This window comes from Pseudomonas sp. GM74 (assembly GCF_000282455.1).
Lineage (GTDB): Bacteria > Pseudomonadota > Gammaproteobacteria > Pseudomonadales > Pseudomonadaceae > Aquipseudomonas.
Window position 1 is genome coordinate 31697 of the sequence record NZ_AKJG01000047.1, and the last position, 21484, is coordinate 53180.

General features: G+C 57.4%; 18 protein-coding genes and 1 pseudogene. 15 read left to right on the forward strand and 4 right to left on the reverse strand.

The features are described from left to right. Positions 1–60 precede the first annotated feature (60 nt). The 4 genes from PMI34_RS17475 to PMI34_RS17460 all read right to left on the reverse strand — a co-directional run bounded on the left by PMI34_RS17475 (position 61) and on the right by PMI34_RS17460 (position 3743). The gene (locus PMI34_RS17475) at positions 61–801 is read right to left on the reverse strand and encodes a YciK family oxidoreductase (protein ID WP_007999919.1); all 741 of its coding nucleotides are present in this window, start codon (positions 799–801) and stop codon (positions 61–63) included. 175 nt (positions 802–976) lie between these two features. Then, the gene (gene mupP, locus PMI34_RS17470; RefSeq protein ID WP_008048991.1) at positions 977–1648 is read right to left on the reverse strand and encodes an N-acetylmuramic acid 6-phosphate phosphatase MupP; all 672 of its coding nucleotides are present in this window, start codon (positions 1646–1648) and stop codon (positions 977–979) included. A 4-nt stretch (positions 1649–1652) separates the two neighbouring features. Next, complete coding sequence (gene ubiG, locus PMI34_RS17465) at positions 1653–2351, reverse strand: bifunctional 2-polyprenyl-6-hydroxyphenol methylase/3-demethylubiquinol 3-O-methyltransferase UbiG (RefSeq protein ID WP_007985381.1); 699 nt, start codon at positions 2349–2351, stop codon at positions 1653–1655. A gap of 57 nt (positions 2352–2408) precedes the next feature. Then, positions 2409–3743 carry a TRZ/ATZ family hydrolase gene (locus PMI34_RS17460; RefSeq protein WP_008048994.1) on the reverse strand — a complete coding sequence of 445 codons (1335 nt, stop codon included), beginning with the start codon at positions 3741–3743 and terminating at the stop codon, positions 2409–2411. A gap of 108 nt (positions 3744–3851) precedes the next feature. Here PMI34_RS17460 and mtnA point away from each other — a divergent pair, with 108 nt between their 5' ends. The 15 genes and pseudogenes from mtnA to rfbA all read left to right on the forward strand — a co-directional run bounded on the left by mtnA (position 3852) and on the right by rfbA (position 21477). After that, positions 3852–4928 (forward strand): S-methyl-5-thioribose-1-phosphate isomerase, encoded by a 1077-nt coding sequence (gene mtnA / locus PMI34_RS17455; protein ID WP_008048995.1) that lies wholly within the window; start codon positions 3852–3854, stop codon positions 4926–4928. A 430-nt stretch (positions 4929–5358) separates the two neighbouring features. Then, entirely contained in the window at positions 5359–8013 is a 2655-nt protein-coding gene (gene gyrA, locus PMI34_RS17450; protein WP_008048996.1) for a DNA gyrase subunit A, read from the forward strand. A 203-nt stretch (positions 8014–8216) separates the two neighbouring features. Then, the gene (serC, locus tag PMI34_RS17445) at positions 8217–9302 is read left to right on the forward strand and encodes a 3-phosphoserine/phosphohydroxythreonine transaminase (protein WP_008048998.1); all 1086 of its coding nucleotides are present in this window, start codon (positions 8217–8219) and stop codon (positions 9300–9302) included. After that, the gene (gene pheA, locus PMI34_RS17440) at positions 9302–10396 is read left to right on the forward strand and encodes a prephenate dehydratase (protein WP_007939916.1); all 1095 of its coding nucleotides are present in this window, start codon (positions 9302–9304) and stop codon (positions 10394–10396) included. Before serC ends, pheA begins: the two co-directional genes overlap by 1 nt. Before the next feature lie 13 nt (positions 10397–10409). Continuing rightward, the gene (gene hisC, locus PMI34_RS17435; RefSeq protein WP_008049000.1) at positions 10410–11522 is read left to right on the forward strand and encodes a histidinol-phosphate transaminase; all 1113 of its coding nucleotides are present in this window, start codon (positions 10410–10412) and stop codon (positions 11520–11522) included. 28 nt (positions 11523–11550) lie between these two features. Then, entirely contained in the window at positions 11551–13758 is a 2208-nt protein-coding gene (locus PMI34_RS17430) for a bifunctional prephenate dehydrogenase/3-phosphoshikimate 1-carboxyvinyltransferase (protein ID WP_008049001.1), read from the forward strand. After that, positions 13755–14444, forward strand: a complete 690-nt coding sequence (cmk, locus tag PMI34_RS17425) for a (d)CMP kinase (RefSeq protein WP_008049002.1) — start codon at positions 13755–13757, stop codon at positions 14442–14444. The genes PMI34_RS17430 and cmk overlap by 4 nt, the downstream gene beginning before the upstream one ends. Before the next feature lie 120 nt (positions 14445–14564). Further along, entirely contained in the window at positions 14565–16256 is a 1692-nt protein-coding gene (gene rpsA / locus PMI34_RS17420; protein ID WP_007973639.1) for a 30S ribosomal protein S1, read from the forward strand. 210 nt (positions 16257–16466) lie between these two features. After that, complete coding sequence (locus PMI34_RS17415; protein WP_008049003.1) at positions 16467–16751, forward strand: hypothetical protein; 285 nt, start codon at positions 16467–16469, stop codon at positions 16749–16751. A gap of 149 nt (positions 16752–16900) precedes the next feature. Next, on the forward strand, positions 16901–17197 hold the full coding sequence (gene ihfB / locus PMI34_RS17410) for an integration host factor subunit beta (protein ID WP_008049004.1): 297 nt from the start codon (positions 16901–16903) through the stop codon (positions 17195–17197). Positions 17198–17224: 27 nt separating this feature from the next. Then, positions 17225–17464 (forward strand): LapA family protein, encoded by a 240-nt coding sequence (locus PMI34_RS17405; protein ID WP_008049005.1) that lies wholly within the window; start codon positions 17225–17227, stop codon positions 17462–17464. A 225-nt stretch (positions 17465–17689) separates the two neighbouring features. After that, positions 17690–18766, forward strand: a complete 1077-nt coding sequence (gene rfbB / locus PMI34_RS17400; RefSeq protein ID WP_032829570.1) for a dTDP-glucose 4,6-dehydratase — start codon at positions 17690–17692, stop codon at positions 18764–18766. Further along, positions 18763–18894, forward strand: a pseudogene (locus PMI34_RS28760) (dTDP-4-dehydrorhamnose reductase); the annotation flags it as partial. The gene rfbB and the pseudogene PMI34_RS28760, both read left to right, overlap by 4 nt. Positions 18895–19323: 429 nt before the next feature. Next, entirely contained in the window at positions 19324–20385 is a 1062-nt protein-coding gene (locus PMI34_RS17390; RefSeq protein WP_008049008.1) for an LPS O-antigen chain length determinant protein WzzB, read from the forward strand. Between the two features lie 213 nt (positions 20386–20598). Beyond that, on the forward strand, positions 20599–21477 hold the full coding sequence (gene rfbA / locus PMI34_RS17385) for a glucose-1-phosphate thymidylyltransferase RfbA (protein ID WP_008049010.1): 879 nt from the start codon (positions 20599–20601) through the stop codon (positions 21475–21477). Positions 21478–21484: the final 7 nt, after the last annotated feature.

Consider the following 21484-nt stretch of genomic DNA (forward strand, 5'->3'; position numbering starts at 1 on the left):
GATAGCCTTCGTGTGCCGCGACAGGAAGCTGGCGCGGCACCAATAAGCGACGTACGGTCGTTACTGGGCGTTGAACGCCTGGCCATTGATACCGGTGCTGTCCGGGCCCATCAGGTAGAGGTAGACCGGCATGATCTCCTCGGGTGTCGGGTTGTTCAGCGGGTTTTCACCCGGGTATGCCTGGGCGCGCATACTGGTGCGGGTAGCGCCCGGGTTGATGCTGTTGGAGCGTACCGGAGCCACGGTATCGACTTCGTCAGCCAGGGTTTGCATCAGGCCTTCAGTGGCGAACTTGGAGACACCGTAAGCACCCCAGTACGCACGTCCCTTGCGGCCGACGCTGCTGGAAGTGAACACCACCGAAGCATCCTGCGACAGCTTGAGCAGCGGCAGCAGTGTGCTGGTGAGCATGAACATGGCATTGACGTTGACTTGCATGACGCGCATGAAGTTTTCGCCGGAAAGCTGCTCGATCGGTGTGCGCGGGCCGATGATCGAAGCATTGTGCAGCAGGCCGTCGAGATGCCCGAATTCGCTCTCGATCATTGCGGCCAGCTCATCGTATTGATGGGGCAGGGCGGTTTCGAGGTTGAAGGGGATGACTGCCGGTTGTGGATGGCCGGCGGCTTCGATTTCGTCGTAGACCTGGGTCAGGTTGGCTTCGGTCTTGCCCAGCAGCAGTACGGTTGCGCCGTGTGCCGCGTAGGTTTTCGCCGCTGCGGCGCCGATGCCGCGTCCTGCGCCGGTGACCAGAATGACCCGATCCTTGAGCAGTTCGGGGCGGGCGGAATAATCAAACATAAAAAACCTCACAAACAGAAGACAGATCGCAGCGCGGCCATTCGCGGGCAAGCCCGCTCCCACAAAGACTGAGGGTGTTCACACATTTTGTATCCACCAGGGGAACCTGTGGGAGCGGGCTTGCCCGCGAAGGCGTCAGACATCACGCCACTTCCCTGGAGCCTGAAACCGGATCTCAGCAGCTACACAAAGCGCTATCGAGCACCTTGCGCAACTCCAGCGGGTGATCGACCACCACGTCCGCACCCCAATGCCGCGGGTTGTCATCCGGGTGGATATAACCGAAGGTCACCGCAGCAGTCTTGGTACCAGCATCGCGGCCCGACTCGATGTCGCGCAGGTCATCGCCTACGAACAGCACGCAGGCCGGGTCGAGGTCGAGCATCTTGCAGGCCAGGATCAGCGGCTCCGGGTCCGGTTTGCTGTTCTTCACGTGATCCGGGCAGATCAGCAGCGCCGAGCGTTCAGCCAGCCCCAGCTGTTGCATGATCGGTTCGGCGAAACGCAATGGCTTGTTGGTGACCACGCCCCAGATCAGGTTGGCTTTTTCGATGTCGGCGAGCAGCTCGGCCATGCCGTCGAACAGCTTGCTGTGAACGGCACAACCCACGAGGTAGCGCTCCAGGAACTCCAGGCGCAGCTCCTCGAACCCCGGCGATTCCGGGTCCATGGCGAAGGTCACCGCGACCATCGCCTTGGCGCCTCCGGAAATCTCGTCGCGGATGTGCTTGTCGTTCATCGGTGGCAAGCCGCGGTCGGCACGCATCGCCTGACAGATCGCAATGAAGTCCGGCGCGGTGTCGAGCAGAGTGCCGTCCATGTCGAAAAGAACTGCTCTGATTGGCATCGGCTTATTCCTCGCGCAGGGTCTGGATCATGTAGTTGACGTCCACGTCGGCCGCCAGTTTGTAGTGTTTGGTCAGCGGGTTGTAGGTCAGGCCGATGATGTCCTTGACGGTCAGGCCGGCCATGCGGCTCCAGGCACCGAGTTCGGAAGGGCGGATGAATTTCTTGAAGTCGTGGGTGCCGCGCGGCAGCAGCTTCATGATGTATTCGGCGCCGACGATGGCGAACAGATACGCCTTCGGGTTGCGGTTGATGGTGGAGAAGAACACCTGGCCGCCGGGCTTGACCATGCGGAAGCAGGCTCGGATGACCGACGACGGGTCCGGCACGTGCTCAAGCATTTCCAGGCAGGTGACCACGTCGAACTGCTCGGGCATTTCTTCGGCCAGGGCTTCGGCGGTGATCTGCCGGTATTCGACGTTGACGCCCGACTCCAGTTGATGCAACTGGGCAACCGCCAGCGGCGCTTCGCCCATGTCGATACCCATGACGGTCGCGCCGCGCTGAGCCATGGCTTCGCTGAGGATGCCGCCGCCGCAACCGACGTCGAGGACCTTCTTGCCGGCCAGGTTGACCCGTTCGTCAATCCAGTTGACCCGCAGCGGGTTGATGTCGTGCAGCGGTTTGAATTCGCTTTCGCGGTCCCACCAGCGATGGGCCAGGGCTTCGAATTTGGCGATTTCGGCGTAGTCGACGTTGCTCATGGTTTAAGTCCTCTAAAACTTGAAAAATCCTGTTGCCCCGGATGTGTTCCGGGGGGCTTACGATTCGATACGGCCGCTGATGCGCTGTCCCCAGGCCTTGGCGACAGTGCCAAGCTGTTGTTCATCCAGGCGTGTCAGGCGACGGTCGTCGAGCAGTTGCTTGCCGGCAACCCAAAGGTGTTTCACGCAGTCGCGGCCGGTGGCGTATATAAGCTGCGAAACCGGGTCGTAGACCGGCTGCTGGGCCAGGCCGGAGAGGTCGAAAGCCACCATGTCCGCAGCCTTGCCGATTTCCAGTGAGCCGGTTTCGGCCTCGATACCCAATGCCCGGGCACCGTTGAGGGTGGCCATGCGCAAGGCACGATGGGCATCCAGCGCGGTGGCCGAGCCGGCGACAGCCTTGGCCAGCAAGGCTGCGGTGCGGGTTTCGCCGAGCAGGTCCAGGTCATTGTTGCTCGCCGCGCCATCGGTGCCCACCGCGACATTGACCCCGGCCTGCCACAAACGCTCGACCGGGCAGAACCCGCTGGCCAGCTTCAGGTTCGACTCCGGGCAATGAATCACATTGCTGTTGCTTTCTACCAGCAGGACCAGGTCTTCTTCGCTGACCTGGGTCATGTGAACCGCCTGGAAGCGTGGCCCCAGCAAGCCCAGGCGCGCCAGGCGGGCCAGTGGTCGTTCACCGCGCTGCTCGACCGATTGCTGCACTTCGAACGCCGTCTCATGCACGTGCATGTGGATCGAGGCGTCCAGTTCTTCGGCAATCACCCGGATTTTCTCCAGGTTTTCGTCGCCCACGGTGTAGGGTGCATGGGGGCCGAAGGTGATTTTGATGCGCTCGTGGTGCTTGAGGTCGCCAAACAACTCGACACCCTGACGAATGGCTTCGTCCGCCGAAGCCGCGCCCGGAATAGGGAAATCGAGGATCGGAATCGCGATCTGCGCGCGAATGCCGCTGTTGTGTACGCGCTCGCTGGCAACCTTCGGGAAGAAGTACATGTCAGAGAAACAGGTGATGCCGCCTTTGATTTGCTCGGCGATGGCCAGGTCCGTGCCGTCGCGTACGAAATCCTCGTCGACCCACTTGGCTTCGGCGGGCCAGATGTGGTTTTCCAGCCAGGTCATCAATGGCAGGTCATCGGCCAAGCCACGAAACAGTGTCATCGCCGCGTGCCCATGGGCATTGATCAGGCCGGGGCTGAGCAGCATGTCGGGCAATTCGCGGGTTTCTGTTGCGTTAAGCTTCAGTGCGGCGGAACGTGGGCCGATAAACACGATGCGTCCATCACGGATGCCCACGCCATGCTCCTTGAGGACAACACCAGCGGGCTCGACGGGTACCAGCCAGGTCGGCAGCAATAACAGGTCGAGCGCAGCGGCAGTGTTCGGCATCGAGGGTCGGTTCCAGTGCTTTTGTATAGGATGGCGAAGTATACCCGAGCGTCTTCGCGGGGGGATCGCTATAATCGGCGGCTTTTGTTCATGAGTGCGGGGTGAGGGATGCGCGATCGACTGTTGGCTGCGGAAAAGGTAAAGGCCATCGATTGGCGTGATGGCGCTCTCCATCTGCTGGATCAGCGTATTTTGCCGTTCGAGGAAACCTGGATTACCTACACCAGTGCAGCGGGTGTGGCCGAGGCAATCCGCTCGATGGTGGTGCGTGGTGCTCCGGCGATTGGCATCAGTGCGGCTTATGGCATTGTACTGGCAGCCCGCGCCCGGATTGCCGAAGGTGGCGACTGGTACGCGGCGCTGGAAGAGGATTTCATGTTGCTGGCCGATTCCCGCCCTACCGCCGTCAACCTGTTCTGGGCGCTTGGCCGCATGCACGACCGGCTTGATCGCCTGAAAGACAACGCCGATCCGCTTGAAGTGCTGGAGGCCGAGGCCATCGCCATTCACGAAAGTGATCGCGAAGCCAACCTGACCATGGCGCAACTGGGGGTGGACCTGATCCGCAAGCATCAGGGCAACGCCCAGGCGATCCTGACCCACTGCAACACCGGTGCGCTGGCCACGGGCGGCTTTGGCACCGCGCTGGGGGTGATTCGTGGCGCATTCATCGAGGGCATGGTCGAGCAGGTTTATGTCGACGAAACCCGGCCATGGTTGCAGGGTTCGCGGCTGACTGCGTGGGAGCTGGCCAATGAAGGCATTCCCGTGACCCTCAATGTCGATTCCGCTGCGGCGCATATCATGAAGACCAAAGGCCCTACCTGGGTCATCGTCGGCGCTGACCGGATCACCGCCAATGGCGACGTGGCCAACAAGATCGGCACCTACCAACTGGCGGTCAACGCCATGCACCACGGCGTGCGCTTCATGGTGGTGGCGCCGAGTTCGACCATCGACATGAACCTGGCCAATGGCGATGAGATCCCGATTGAAGAGCGTGATGGTCGCGAGTTGCTGGAGGTCGGTGGCAAGCGCGTCGGGGCCGATGTCCATGCCTTCAACCCGGTGTTCGACGTGACGCCGGCAGACCTGATCGATGCGATCGTCACCGAAAAAGGCATCGTCGAGCGCCCGGATACGGCGAAAATGGCGCAGTTGATGTGCCGCAAGCGTCTGCATTGATTATCGTTGGCGTCTGTTCAATCGCTTTCGTCGGATCGCCGCCCGGAGCAAGCCCGCTCCCACAGTGTTTTATGGTGTTCACAAAACCTGTGGGAGCGGGCTTGCCCGCGAAGAGGCCCTAAAAGCCAACAAATCAACCCGAATCAGCCACAAATTCTCCATTCAACACGGCTCTAAGCCTCTCTCGTCCCTTTCAAGCCTGTCACCGGTCAACTAACTACTCTCCATGCGCATCTGGGGGATAGGTGCGTGGCGGCTCTTGTGATAACATCCGGCGGTTTCCATGGTTGCCCCGCGGGGTGACCTTTACTGCGCAGATCCATGGCATAACTCGTTGATTTGTCGTAAGCCAATGCATGGCACTGAGCCTGCAGCGGCGAGCTTCGTTGGTCCTGACGAAGTTTCACCAGAAAAAGGAATCAGGCTTCTCATGGGCGAACTGGCCAAAGAAATCCTCCCGGTCAATATCGAAGACGAGCTGAAGCAGTCCTACCTCGACTACGCGATGAGCGTAATTGTCGGGCGGGCACTGCCGGATGCGCGCGATGGCTTGAAGCCCGTGCACCGGCGCGTGCTGTTCGCGATGAGCGAGCTGGGCAACGACTTCAACAAGCCGTACAAGAAATCTGCCCGTGTTGTCGGTGACGTGATCGGTAAGTATCACCCGCACGGTGATACCGCGGTGTACGACACCATCGTTCGGATGGCGCAGCCATTCTCCCTGCGCTACCTGCTGGTAGACGGCCAGGGCAACTTCGGTTCGGTGGACGGCGACAACGCCGCGGCCATGCGATACACCGAAGTGCGCATGACCAAGCTGGCGCACGAGCTGCTGGCTGACCTGCACAAGGAAACCGTGGACTGGGTGCCGAACTACGACGGCACCGAAATGATCCCGGCGGTCATGCCGACCCGTATTCCCAACCTGCTGGTCAACGGCTCCAGCGGTATCGCCGTGGGCATGGCGACCAACATTCCGCCGCACAACCTCGGTGAAGTCATCGACGGTTGCCTGGCGCTCATCGACAACCCAGAGTTGACTGTCGACGAGCTGATGCAATACATCCCCGGTCCGGACTTCCCGACCGCCGCGATCATCAACGGTCGCGCCGGCATCATCGAGGCCTACCGCACCGGTCGCGGGCGCATTTACATGCGCGCCCGCTCGATGATCGAAGACATCGACAAGGTCGGTGGTCGCCAGCAGATCGTCATCACCGAACTCCCTTACCAGCTGAACAAGGCGCGTCTGATCGAGAAGATCGCCGAGCTGGTAAAAGAGAAAAAGCTCGAAGGCATCACCGAACTGCGCGACGAGTCCGACAAGGACGGTATGCGCGTCGTGATCGAGTTGCGTCGCGGCGAAGTGCCGGAGGTCATCCTCAACAACCTCTACGCCCAGACCCAGCTGCAAGCGGTGTTCGGTATCAACATCGTCGCGCTGATCGACGGTCGTCCGCGGATCCTGAACCTCAAGGACCTGCTGGAAGCCTTCGTCCGTCACCGCCGCGAAGTGGTGACCCGTCGTACCGTGTTCGAACTGCGTAAAGCGCGCGAACGTGGCCACATTCTGGAAGGTCAGGCAGTTGCCCTGTCGAACATCGACCCGGTCATCGCCCTGATCAAGGCATCGCCAACGCCGTCGGAAGCCAAGGAAGCGCTGGTCAGCACCCCTTGGGAATCCTCGGCCGTGGTGGCGATGGTCGAGCGTGCCGGCGCCGATTCGTGCCGTCCGGAAAACCTCGATCCGCAATACGGTCTGCGCGACGGCAAGTACTTCCTGTCGCCAGAACAGGCGCAAGCCATTCTGGAACTGCGTCTGCACCGTCTGACCGGTCTGGAACACGAGAAGCTGCTGGCCGAGTATCAAGAGATCCTCAACCAGATCGGCGAGCTGATCCGCATCCTCAACAGCGCCACGCGCCTGATGGAAGTGATCCGCGAAGAGCTGGAAGTGATCCGCGCCGAATACGGCGACGTGCGTCGTACCGAAATCCTCGATGCCCGTCTCGACCTGACCCTGGGTGACATGATCCCGGAAGAAGAGCGCGTCGTGACCATTTCCCACGGTGGCTACGCCAAGACCCAGCCGCTGGCTGCGTACCAGGCCCAGCGTCGTGGCGGTAAAGGCAAGTCGGCGACCGGCGTCAAGGATGAGGACTACATCGCTCACCTGCTGGTTGCCAACAGCCACACCACGCTGCTGCTGTTCTCCAGCAAGGGCAAGGTGTACTGGCTGAAAACCTACGAAATCCCTGAAGCGTCCCGCGCTGCCCGTGGTCGTCCGCTGGTCAACCTGTTGCCACTGGACGACGGTGAGTACATCACCACCATGCTGCCAGTCGAGGAATACACCGAAGGTCACTATATCTTCATGGCCACCGCCAACGGCACCGTGAAGAAGACCCCGCTGGAATCCTTCAGCCGTCAACGCAGCGTCGGCCTGATTGCGCTGGAGCTGGATGAAGGCGACGTATTGATCAGCGCGGCCATCACCGATGGCGAGCGCGAAGTGATGCTGTTCTCCGACGGCGGCAAGGTCACCCGCTTCAAGGAATCCGACGTTCGCGCCATGGGCCGTACCGCTCGCGGTGTGCGCGGCATGCGTCTGCCGGAAGGTCAGAAGCTGATTTCCATGCTGATCCCGGAAGAAGGCAGCCAGATCCTCACCGCTTCGGCGCGTGGCTACGGCAAGCGCACGGCGATCACCGAGTTCCCTGAGTACAAGCGTGGCGGTCAGGGCGTTATCGCCATGGTCAGCAACGAGCGTAACGGCCGTCTGGTCGGTGCGGTCCAGGTACTCGACGGCGAGGAGATCATGCTGATTTCCGACCAGGGTACCCTGGTGCGCACCCGTGTCGACGAAGTGTCCAGCCTGGGTCGTAACACACAGGGCGTGACCCTGATCAAGCTGGCCAACGACGAAACACTGGTCGGGCTGGAGCGGGTTCAGGAGCCGTCGGAAGTCGAGGGTGAAGAGCTGGAAAGTGAAGAGGGTGAAGGGTTTGTCGGGGAAGTCGTGATCGACGACGTTGCCGATGACCAGCAACTCGACGCCGCCGCTGACGAAGAACCACAGGAATAAGCGGGCAAGCAGGGGGCGGATGAAAATTCGCCCCCTTGTTGTTTGAATTGTCGAATTGTTCTCATGTAGGAGCTGTCGAGCGAAGCGAGGCTGCGATCTTTTGATCTTGCCTTCAGGAATAAAGATCAAAAGATCGCAGCCTCGCTTCGCTCGACAGCTCCTACAGATCAAATAGATTGATTGAAATCAGAGCGAGATTGGATGTGAGCAAGAGAGCCTATAACTTCTGTGCCGGTCCTGCGGCGCTTCCCGAAGCTGTCCTGCAGCGCGCCCAGGGTGAACTCCTCGACTGGCACGGCAAGGGCCTGTCGGTCATGGAGATGAGCCATCGCAGCGATGAGTTCGTGTCCATTGCCACCAAGGCCGAGCAGGATCTGCGTGATCTGCTGAATATCCCCTCGAACTATAAAGTGCTGTTCCTGCAAGGTGGCGCCAGCCAGCAATTTGCTCAGATTCCTCTGAACCTGTTGCCGGAAAACGGCTCGGCCGACTATATCGACACCGGTATCTGGTCGCAGAAAGCCATCGAAGAAGCTTCGCGCTTCGGCCACGTCAATGTTGCCGCCACCGCCAAGCCTTACGACTATTTCGCCATTCCCGGCCAGAACGAGTGGAAGCTGTCGAAAGACGCGGCCTACGTTCACTATGCGCCGAACGAAACCATCGGTGGTCTGGAATTCCAGTGGATCCCGGAAACCGGCGATGTTCCGCTGGTCGCCGACATGTCCTCGGACATCCTGTCGCGCCCGGTGGATGTGTCACGCTTCGGCATGATCTACGCCGGCGCCCAGAAAAACATCGGCCCGAGCGGCATCGTGGTAAACATCGTGCGTGAAGACCTGTTGGGTCACGCCCGTTCGCTGTGCCCGACCATGCTCGACTACAAGGTCGCAGCCGATAACGGCTCGATGTACAACACGCCGCCGACCCTGGCCTGGTACCTGTCCGGCCTGGTGTTCGAGTGGCTCAAGGAGCAGGGCGGCGTCGAGGCCATCGGCAAGCTCAACGAAGTCAAGCAGCGCACGCTGTACGGCTTCATCGATGCCAGCGGCCTGTACAGCAACCCGATCAACAAGTCGGACCGCTCGTGGATGAACGTGCCGTTCCGCCTGGCTGATGATCGTCTGGACAAGCCGTTCCTGGCCGGTGCCGACGAACGTGGCCTGTTGAACCTCAAGGGTCACCGTTCCGTGGGCGGCATGCGCGCCTCCATCTATAACGCCGTCGACATCAACGCCGTCAATGCGCTGGTTTCGTACATGGCAGAGTTCGAGAAGGAACACGGCTAATGTCTGAGCAAGAACTCAAGGCACTGCGCCTGCGCATTGATGCCCTGGACGAAAAGGTCCTGGAGCTGATCAGCGAGCGTGCGCGCTGCGCCCAGGAAGTCGCGCGGGTAAAGATGGCCTCGCTGGCCGAAGGCGAAGTGCCGGTGTTCTATCGTCCTGAGCGTGAAGCTCAGGTGCTCAAGCGTGTCATGGAGCGCAACCAGGGGCCGCTGGGCAACGAAGAGATGGCGCGGTTGTTCCGTGAAATCATGTCTTCGTGCCTGGCGCTCGAGCAGCCGCTGAAAGTGGCTTACCTCGGCCCTGAAGGTACGTTCACCCAGGCGGCGGCCATGAAGCACTTCGGCCACGCGGTGATCAGCAAGCCGATGGCGGCGATCGACGAAGTGTTCCGCGAAGTGGCGGCGGGGGCAGTGAATTTTGGCGTGGTGCCGGTGGAGAACTCCACCGAAGGCGCGGTCAACCACACCCTCGACAGCTTCCTCGAACATGACATGGTGATCTGCGGCGAAGTCGAGCTGCGTATCCACCATCACCTGTTGGTCGGTGAAAACACCAAGACCGACAGCATCAGCCGCATCTACTCCCACGCCCAGTCCCTGGCCCAGTGCCGCAAGTGGCTGGACGCCCATTACCCGAATGTCGAGCGCGTGGCGGTGTCCAGCAACGCCGAAGCGGCCAAGCGGGTCAAGGGTGAGTGGAACTCGGCGGCCATTGCCGGTGACATGGCGGCCGGCCTGTATGGCTTGACCCGTCTGGCCGAAAAAATCGAGGACCGCCCGGATAACTCCACGCGCTTCCTCATGATCGGCAACCAGGAAGTGCCGCCGACAGGCGACGACAAGACATCGATCATCGTTTCGATGAGCAACAAGCCGGGTGCGCTTCACGAGTTGCTGGTGCCGTTCCACGACAATGGCATCGACCTGACGCGAATCGAGACTCGTCCGTCGCGCAGCGGTAAATGGACCTACGTGTTCTTCATCGACTTCGTCGGCCATCACCGCGACCCGCTGGTCAAAGGTGTGCTGGAAAAGATCAGTCAGGAAGCAGTGGCACTCAAGGTGCTGGGTTCCTACCCGAAAGCAGTTCTCTAAGGGGCGGTAGCAAATGAGTGGCAATTTCCTCGCTCTGGCACAGCCGGGCGTGCAACAACTTTCGCCTTACGTTCCGGGCAAGCCCGTGGACGAACTGGCGCGTGAACTGGACCTCGATCCAGCCAGCATCATCAAGCTGGCGAGCAACGAAAACCCGCTGGGCGCGGGCCCCAAAGCGCTGGCGGCGATCCGCGATGCGCTGGCCGAGCTGCCCCGTTATCCGGACGGCAACGGTTTTGCACTCAAGAGCCTGTTGGCCGAGCAGTGCCGCGTCGAGATCGATCAGGTCACGCTGGGCAACGGCTCCAATGACATCCTGGAACTGGTCGCGCGTGCCTACCTGGCACCGGGTCTGAATGCCGTGTTCAGCGAGCATGCGTTCGCTGTCTACCCGATTGCCACCCAGGCGGTCGGCGCACAGGCCAAGGTGGTTCCGGCCAAGGATTGGGGGCATGATTTGCCTGCCATGCTGGCGGCGATCGATGCCAACACCCGCGTGGTGTTCATCGCTAACCCGAACAATCCGACCGGGACCTGGTTCGACGCCGAGGCGCTGGACGAATTCCTGCAGGATGTGCCGGAGCATGTGCTGGTCGTACTGGACGAGGCTTACATCGAGTACGCCGAAGGCAGCGATCTGCCGGATGGCCTGGACTTCCTGGCGGCTTATCCGAACCTGCTGGTTTCCCGCACCTTCTCCAAGGCCTATGGCCTGGCCGCGCTGCGCGTGGGTTATGGCTTGTCCACGGCGGTGGTTGCAGACGTGCTGAACCGCGTACGCCAGCCGTTCAACGTCAACAGCCTGGCCCTGGCCGCGGCCTGTGCGGCGTTGAAGGACGAAGAATATCTGGCGCAAAGCCGTCAGTTGAACGAGTCCGGCATGCAGCAACTGGAAGCTGGTTTCCGTGAGCTGGGGCTGAGCTGGATCCCGTCCAAGGGCAATTTCATTTGCGTCGATCTCGGTCAAGTCGCGGCCCCGGTGTTCCAGGGCTTGCTGCGTGAAGGCGTGATCGTGCGTCCGGTGGCCAACTACGGCATGCCGAATCACCTGCGCGTCACCATCGGCCTGCCGGCAGAGAACAGCCGTTTCCTGGAAGCGCTGTCCAAGGTTCTGGCTCGTGGTTGATGTCACTGCGCTGCAATCTGCTGAGCCTATGATCGGTCGCCTGGTGGTGGTCGGTCTCGGGTTGATCGGCGGTTCGTTTGCCAAGGGGTTGCGTGAAAGCGGTCTGTGCCGCGAAGTGGTCGGGGTCGATCTCGATCCGCAATCGCGCAAGCTCGCGGTCGAGTTGGGTGTGGTGGATCGCTGCGAGGAAGACCTGGGCGTTGCTTGTCAGGGCGCCGATGTCATCCAGTTGGCGGTGCCGATCCTGGCCATGGAAAAAGTGCTCGCGCGTCTGGCGGGCATGGATCTGGGGCAAGCGATCCTGACCGATGTCGGCAGTGCCAAGGGCAATGTGGTGCGTGCGGCCACCGAAGCATTTGGCAAGATGCCGTCATGTTTCGTGCCTGGGCATCCGATTGCCGGTTCAGAGCAAAGCGGGGTGGAAGCCTCCAATGCCGAGCTGTTCCGTCGCCATAAAGTCATTCTGACGCCGCTGGATCAAACCGATCCGGCAGCCCTGGCGGTGGTCGACCGTTTGTGGCGCGAACTGGGCGCCGATGTCGAGCACATGCAGGTCGAGCGCCACGATGAAGTGCTGGCCGCGACCAGTCATCTGCCGCACTTGCTGGCGTTCGGCCTGGTCGATTCGTTGGCCAAGCGCAATGAAAATCTTGAGATCTTCCGTTACGCTGCGGGCGGTTTCCGCGATTTCACAAGAATCGCCGGAAGCGACCCGGTCATGTGGCACGACATCTTCCTCGCCAACCGCGAGGCTGTCCTGCGCACACTCGATACATTTCGCAGCGACCTCGACGCCTTGCGCGACGCGGTCGATGCAGGGGATGGGCACCAATTGTTGGGCGTTTTCACTCGCGCCCGGGTTGCCCGCGAGCATTTCAGTAAAATCCTGGCCCGCAGGGCCTATGTGGACGCTATGAATTCCAACGATCTGATTTTCCTGGCTCAACCTGGTGGCCGCCTGTCCGGTCGGATTCGCGTACCGGGTGACAAATCGATTTCCCACCGTTCGATCATGCTGGGCTCCCTGGCCGAAGGCGTCACCGAAGTCGAAGGTTTCCTGGAGGGCGAAGATGCCCTGGCGACCTTGCAGGCTTTCCGTGACATGGGTGTGGTCATCGAAGGTCCGCACCATGGTCGCGTGACCATCCACGGCGTCGGCCTGCATGGCCTGAAGCAGGCACCGGGCCCGATCTATCTGGGCAACTCCGGTACTTCGATGCGTCTGCTGTCCGGCCTGCTGGCTGCGCAGAACTTCGACAGCACCCTGACCGGCGATGCTTCGCTGTCCAAGCGCCCGATGAATCGCGTGGCCAATCCGCTGCGTGAAATGGGCGCGGTGATCGAAACCGCCGCCGAAGGTCGTCCACCGATGACCATTCGTGGAGGCAACAAGCTCAAGGGACTGACCTACACCATGCCGATGGCCAGTGCCCAGGTTAAGTCCTGCCTGCTGTTGGCCGGTCTGTATGCCGAAGGCAAGACCACGGTTACCGAGCCTGCTCCGACCCGCGACCATACCGAGCGCATGCTGCGTGGCTTCGGCTACCCGGTAACGGTCAATGGTGCGACCGCATCGGTCGAGTCCGGCAACAAGCTGACCGCGACCCATATTGAAGTTCCGGGTGATATTTCGTCTTCGGCGTTCTTCCTGGTGGCGGCATCGATCGCAGAAGGTTCGGAGCTGGTGCTGGAACACGTCGGCATCAATCCGACCCGTACCGGTGTGATCGACATCCTGCGCCTGATGGGCGCCGACATCACCCTGGAAAACCAGCGTGAAGTGGGTGGCGAGCCTGTAGCTGACTTGCGCGTACGTGCGGCTAAACTCAAGGGTATCGAGATTCCCGAGGCGCTGGTTCCGCTGGCCATCGACGAGTTCCCGGTGCTGTTCGTCGCCGCCGCCTGTGCCGAAGGGCGCACCGTGTTGCGTGGCGCGGAAGAACTGCGGGTCAAGGAGTCGGATCGTATCCAGGTCATGGCCGATGGCTTGCTGGCGCTGGGCGTCAAGTGCGAACCAACCCCGGATGGCATCATCATCGACGGCGGCCAGATCGGCGGCGGTGAAGTGCACGGTCATGGTGATCACCGTATTGCCATGGCGTTCAGCGTTGCTTCGCTGCGCGCCAGTGCGCCGATCCGCATTCATGATTGCGCCAACGTCGCGACATCGTTCCCGAATTTCCTGGCGCTGTGCGCACAGGTCGGTATTCGCGTGGCACAAGAGGCGCAGTCGTGATCAGCATTGCACCGGTCATCACCATCGATGGGCCAAGCGGTTCGGGCAAGGGCACGGTAGCCGGGATTCTGGCCAAGCGCCTGGGCTGGAACCTGCTGGACTCCGGTGCGTTGTACCGATTGCTGGCGTTCGCCGCGCATAACCACGGTGTCGACCTGACCAATGAAGAGCTGCTGAAGAAACTCGCCGCTCATCTGGATGTGCAGTTCATCGCAGCGACGGACGGTCAGTTGCAACGCATCATTCTGGAAGGTGACGAAGTCAGCGATGTCATTCGCACCGAAAGCGTCGGTTCCGGCGCTTCTCAGGTAGCTGCGCTGCCCGCTGTACGCGAGGCGTTGCTGCAGCGCCAGCGGGCTTTTCAGGAAGCGCCGGGCCTTGTGGCGGATGGCCGCGACATGGGCACGGTGGTTTTTCCTGACGCGCCGCTGAAGATTTTTCTGACGGCCAGCGCCGAGGAACGGGCACGCCGTCGATATTTGCAGTTGAAGGGCAAAGTCGAGGGTGTTAGTCTGTCGAGTCTGCTAGATGAGATACGTGCACGCGATGAGCGTGACACCCAGCGAGCGGTAGCCCCGCTCAAACCGGCGGCTGACGCCATACAGCTGGATTCCACGGAATTATCCATCGACCAGGTGCTGGAACGCATCATGAGCGAAATCGCCATTCGCGATATCGCCGGGTGACCAAGAAGGCCGCAGGGGACCAGTCATAGTCCTGCGGTGGCTTCTTTTAAATGAAACTAACCCACACCGTCTGGGGTGTGGAGATGGGCGTATTCTTCGCCCTCATCAACAGGAATTAAAATGAGCGAAAGCTTTGCGGAACTCTTTGAAGAAAGCCTAAAAACCCTGAACCTTCAGGCAGGCTCCATCATCACCGGTGTTATCGTTGATATCGATTACCAGGCTCGCTGGGTAACCGTTCACGCTGGCCTGAAGTCTGAAGCACTCATCCCGCTTGAGCAGTTCTACAACGACGCTGGCGAACTGAACATCAACGTCGGTGACGAAGTTCACGTTGCTCTGGACTCGGTTGAAGACGGCTTTGGTGAAACCAAGCTGTCCCGTGAAAAAGCCAAGCGCGCTGAATGCTGGATTGTTCTGGAAGCAGCCTTCGCAGCCGAAGAAGTGGTCAAGGGCGTTATCAACGGTAAGGTTAAAGGCGGCTTCACTGTCGACGTTAACGGCATCCGTGCGTTCCTGCCAGGTTCTCTGGTTGACGTCCGTCCAGTGCGCGACACCACGCACCTGGAAGGCAAAGAGCTGGAATTCAAGGTCATCAAGCTGGACCAGAAGCGCAACAACGTTGTCGTTTCCCGTCGTAGCGTCCTGGAAGCCGAGAACTCCGCCGAGCGCGAAGCTCTGCTGGAATCCTTGCAGGAAGGCCAACAAGTCAAAGGTATCGTCAAGAACCTCACCGATTACGGCGCATTCGTCGATCTGGGTGGCGTCGATGGCCTGCTGCACATTACCGACATGGCTTGGAAGCGTATCAAGCATCCTTCCGAAATCGTCAACGTTGGCGACGAGATCGATGTCAAGGTTCTGAAGTACGATCGCGAGCGCAATCGTGTTTCCCTGGGCCTGAAGCAACTGGGCGAAGATCCATGGGTTGCTATCAAAGCCCGTTACCCGGAAAGCACTCGCGTTACCGCGCGTGTAACCAACCTGACCGACTACGGCTGCTTCGCTGAGCTGGAAGAAGGCGTTGAAGGTCTGGTACACGTTTCCGAAATGGACTGGACCAACAAGAACATCCACCCTTCGAAAGTCGTACAAGTCGGCGACGAAGTGGAAGTCATGGTTCTGGACATCGACGAAGAGCGTCGTCGTATCTCCCTGGGCATCAAGCAGTGCAAATCCAACCCATGGGAAGATTTCTCTGGCCAGTTCAACAAGGGCGATAAAATCTCCGGCACCATCAAGTCGATCACCGATTTCGGTATCTTCATTGGTCTGGACGGCGGCATCGACGGTCTGGTTCACCTGTCCGACATCTCCTGGAACGAAGTGGGCGAAGAAGCCGTTCGCCGCTTCAAGAAGGGCGACGAGCTGGACACCGTTATCCTGTCGGTTGACCCAGAGCGCGAGCGCATCTCCCTAGGTATCAAGCAACTGGAAAGCGATCCGTTCTCCGAGTACGTTCAAGAGAACGACAAAGGCGCCATCGTTAAAGGCATCGTGAAGGAAGTTGACGCTAAAGGCGCCATCATCACTCTGGCCGACGATATCGAAGCGACTCTGAAAGCCTCCGAAATCAGCCGTGACCGCGTTGAAGACGCGCGCAACGTTCTGAAAGAAGGCGAAGAAGTAGAAGCCAAGATCATCAGCGTTGACCGCAAGAGCCGTGTAATTCAGCTCTCGATCAAGTCGAAAGACGTTGAAGACGAGAAAGAAGCAATCCAGAGCCTGCGCGACAAGCCAGTAGCTACTGATGCTCCTGTGGCCACCACTCTGGGTGACCTGCTGCGTGCACAAATGGAAAAACAGAACTAAGTTCTGATTTTCTGTAAAAAAGGGCGACTTCGGTCGCCCTTTTTTGTGCCTGGCGTTTGGTGAAGTACCTGGGGGTGTAGTCGCTTGGGGCGTGAACCAAAAAGGACGAAAGAAGGTCTGATTGTTTAGTCGGATCAATCGCTTATTTGCAGCTAGTCTTTAGCCTGAGACTAATGATCGCTCGATAGGCTTTCTGGCAAAAGGACGTGAATGAACAAGCTCATTGTCGCAGTAGCAGTGCTGGCATTGGCGGGTTGTACCACCAGCGCCAAAACTCACGTAGTGCGTGGGGTCAGCGGTATTGAAGTCGATTGTTCGGGGCTCGGTTCGAAATGGGACAAGTGTTACAAGCGCGCGGCCAAGGAGTGCAAGGGGGCGGGCTATAAGGTTTTGACACGGTCTGATGATCTTAAGGAAGAGGAGGAGGAGGGAGGGCTTTTTGGGTTCAACCCGGCGGGTTTCCTGACCCGCACTATGCTGGTGATTTGCCGATGACAGGGTGAGCGCCCGGAGTCTTCCCGTTTCGGGAATCAAGCATTTTGAGGGGCTGGGATAGATGCTAAAACTCAGGCTGTTCAAAATCGTGCAGGCGTGCTAAAACCTTTGAAGCGCTGATCTAGCTGCTTGAAAAAGAAGGGAAAAATATGACGAAGTCGGAGTTGATCGAACGAATTGTCACCCATCAAGGGCTGCTCTCATCCAAGGATGTGGAGCTGGCCATCAAGACCATGCTTGAGCAAATGTCCCAATGTCTGGCTACCGGGGATCGCATCGAGATCCGGGGGTTTGGCAGCTTCTCTCTGCACTATCGCGCGCCACGGGTAGGGCGCAATCCGAAAACCGGCCAGTCTGTCAGTCTCGACGGTAAATTCGTTCCTCACTTCAAGCCAGGTAAAGAGCTGCGTGATCGGGTGAATGAAGAAGAGGAGGATGCGCTTTGACAGTCACTGCCGATCAAGGAGCCCTTCATGCGTAATCTCATGCGAGTGCTGCTTGGCGTGTTAATCCTTTTTCTGGTACTGGTGATCCTGGCTTTCGTACTGGAGAATCAGCAATCGGTTACCTTGTTTTTTCTCGGTTGGGCTGGCCCGCAACTGCCAGTATCTTTGGTAATAATTCTGGCTTTGCTGGCAGGGATGGTCGTCGGACCGCTACTTGGCTGGATTCTAGGACGCTCGTCCAGGATTTTGCGCAAGCGACTTGTTTAGTAACATCCAGTACGAAGTGCTCAGAGAGCTCGCGCCACAGCTTCTCTACATCCCTTAGTAAATCGGTCATTAAGCTGTAAAATGTTGCGCTTGTTCGAGAGTGGTCTATCTCCACATCGATTTAGACTGGCTCTGCCAGAGGCCGCATTTTTTGATGGCCTTGTATTCATGGATTTGGCAGCGCCGATGTGCAGCCCGGTCAGCAACTCAAGGGTATGGTTTCGCGTGAAAATTCTCGTAACCGGCGGAGCCGGATTTATTGGTTCGGCAGTCATTCGTCATATCATTTCGAATACCGCCGATTCTGTTGTTAACGTCGATAAACTTACCTATGCCGGTAATCTCGAGTCTTTAGCGGAAGCCAGTCAGAGCCCGCGCTATGTATTCGAGCACGTTGATATCTGCGATCGTGACCAGATCGATCGTGTACTGCTTGAGTCTCAACCCGACGCCATCATGCATTTGGCTGCGGAGTCGCACGTTGACCGCTCGATCTCGGCGCCCTCCGATTTCATCCAGACCAATATCATCGGCACCTACACCTTACTGGAAGCTACGCGTCAATACTGGATGGCGCTGGACGATACACGCAAAGCCAGTTTTCGGTTTCACCACATCTCGACTGATGAAGTTTACGGAGACCTGGAAGGTCCGGAAGACTTGTTCACTGAAACTACAGCCTATCAGCCAAGCTCGCCTTACTCGGCCAGCAAGGCCAGTTCCGATCACCTGGTCAGCGCCTGGAGTCGTACTTACGGTCTACCAACCCTGATCACCAACTGCTCGAACAATTACGGCCCCTGCCATTTTCCTGAAAAATTGATCCCGTTGATCATTCTCAATGCTCTGGAAGGCAAGCCCCTGCCTGTCTATGGCAAAGGCAATCAGGTTCGTGACTGGCTCTATGTCGAAGACCACGCCCGTGCACTCTACAAAGTTGTGACCGAAGGCGTCATCGGTGAGACTTACAACATTGGTGGTCACAACGAAAAACAGAATATCGAAGTCGTCCATTCGCTGTGCGCGTTGCTCGATGAACTGCGTCCAAACTCTGCTCACCGTCCCCACGCTAACCTGATCACTTATGTTCAGGACCGCCCAGGTCACGACCAGCGTTATGCAATTGATGCCAGCAAAATTCAGCGCGAGCTTGGGTGGGTACCGCAAGAGACATTCGAAACGGGCATCCGCAAGACGGTTGAGTGGTATCTGAGCAACACTGATTGGGTGGAACATGTGAAGAGCGGTAGCTACCAGCAGTGGATCGACCAGAATTACGCGGGTCGTTCGAGTACGGTATGAAAATCCTCCTGCTCGGGAAAAGCGGACAGGTCGGCCGGGAGCTACAGCGATCACCCGCGTCATTGGGCGAGTTGATCGCGCTGGATCGTCTGAAGGTTGAAGGTCTCTTCGGAGACTTGTGTGATCTGCCGCGTCCTTCCAAAGAGCTTGAAACTTTAAGCGTCATTGCTGATCAGATAGGGGTTGCGACAAGTGCGGATCCGATCGCCGATGTCGCCGCATTGGCTATTCAGCAAATTCAGACTCGGAAAGAATTTCTGTGTATCCGCTATGTACTTGCCAAACTGGCAATCGGGCATAGGCCGGAAAGCTTGGGGGGCTTATAAGCGGCTGATAAATACAAAACCAGGACTGTCGTTTCAATGAGTAGCGTTTCTACTCTAGATATCATGATTTTTAAAATTTTTTCCATGTTTAAATAAAATATTTTCACCTTGATGTGTGACTAGACTCATTGAAGGGCACTGATTTGAGTAAGTGGGGCGCGTGCGGAGAGGAGCTGAAGGTGTTTTACATGGTTGGGGCTATGGTTTTTTTTATTTCAAGGGTTTTAGGATATGCAGGTTGGTTCAAGTAATTCTGTAGTCAATGATGGTCTCGATTTGCACGCGCTTGCTCATACACTTTGGCGACAAAAAATTGTGATTTTGTGCGCGGCGCTGCTAGGAACATTCGTAGCCGCTTCCTATGCATTCCTCGCTGAACCTTTGTACGAAGCGAAGGCATTTGTGATCCCGCCTACCCAAAATGACATTGAGAACTTAAATTACGGTCGTATCGATCAGTCAAAGTTGCCTCAGTTTACGGTAAAGGACGTTTATTCGGTTTTTTTGAAGAACTTGCAAAGTGAGTCACTTCGTCGCGAGTTTTTCAAGAATACATATTTAGCTGCGCAAGGAAAGAGTGAGGATCCTAAGGGGCGGTTATATGAGAAGCTTTCTAAGAATCTTGTTATTTCCATGGTTGGCAAAGATGCGTTGGATCGATACTCCGTTGTTATCCTGAATAATGATCCGGAAATGGGTGCCAAGTGGATTGAGCAACTGTTGGCGCGTGCACAGCAATTGGCGATGCAAGAGATCAATAAAAATATCTCCAGTGAGTATGATATCGAGTCTCAAAATCTTCATCAGGAAATAGTCTCGTTGCGAGAAATTGGAGACAAGACAAGAGAAGATAGCTTAATTAAACTTCGTGAGGCCCTGGTGGTTGCCCAAGCTATTGGTCTTGAAAGGCCGCCAACCGTTGGCAGCGACTCGAAGGCCTCGATTGGTATTGTAGGCAACATGGACGGTGATCTTACCTACATGCGCGGCACGAAAGCACTGACGGCTGAAATAGAAAATTTGAAAACAAGGAAGTCTGACGATCCATTTATCAGCCGGTTGCGAGAGATAGAAACGAAGTACAATTTTTATAATCAACTTTCAAAGAGCTATCGAGAAGCGAAAGCTTTCAGGATAGATGGGCTCGTAGAGAAGTCGGGCTCACCAGTCAAGCCAAAATTTTTATTTGTAATTTTGGCTGGCATGTTTTTAGGTCTTGTTTTCGGGATGGTTGTTGCAGTTATTCGGGACTTTTTTATGACCAATAAAGTTGGCATACAGAAGACCCTATAACACGCAGCGATCTTGCTTGTTTTGATAGATTTTATTTATCGTGGCGGTTGTTTGATTTGCCAAGTCTATTGAACGGCGTTGGTTGTCTTGTGGGACAGCTTTATGTTCGTCTATCGGAAAAATAGCACTAAACAGGTGTAGGATTATGTTTAGCCGGTAGATGGTTTGTATCAATGTTGGTGAGTAGCCTAGGATCAGGCACGAGGGAAGAGTATGAAAGGTATCATTCTGGCAGGCGGTTCGGGAACTCGTTTGTACCCACTGACGAAAGGGGTATCCAAGCAGCTGCTTCCGATTTACGACAAGCCGATGATTTTTTATCCGCTTTCTGTGCTCATGCTCGCCGGGATCCGTGACATCCTGATTATCACGACGCCTGAGGATCAAGCTGGATTTCAACGTTTGCTTGCTGATGGCAGTCAGATCGGTGTCAACCTCACATATGCAGTTCAAGCAAGTCCCGATGGTCTTGCACAAGCATTTCTTATCGGTGAGGAATTTATTGGCAAGGATTCGGTGTGTTTGGTGCTTGGCGATAATATTTTTTATGGCCAGGGGTTTACGCCCATGCTCCAAGAGGCGACGAAGCGTAAAAGCGGCGCCACAGTATTCGGTTATCAAGTGAAGGATCCGGAACGATTTGGTGTTGTTCAGTTCGATGAAAGTCGTAAAGCGATCTCTATTGAAGAAAAGCCACTCAAGCCAAAGTCGAATTTCGCAGTAACCGGGTTGTATTTCTACGACAATGATGTGATTGAAATTGCAAAGCAAGTCAAGCCTTCTGCACGCGGCGAGTTTGAAATTACCTGTATAAACCAGGCATATCTGGAGCGAGGAAGTTTGCATGTCGAACTTCTGGGGCGAGGATTTGCGTGGCTGGATACCGGTACACACGAAAGCTTGCTCGAGGCTTCGCATTTTGTTGAAACAATAGAAAAGCGCCAAGGTTACAAGATCGCCTGTTTAGAGGAAATTGCCTTTAATAATGGGTGGTTGACCGTTGCAGAGCTCAAAAGGACTGGCAATGAACTGAAGAAAAACAGTTATGGACAGTATCTGTTGAGTCTGGTTGACGAGATTGATGAAAAGTAATTTGTTT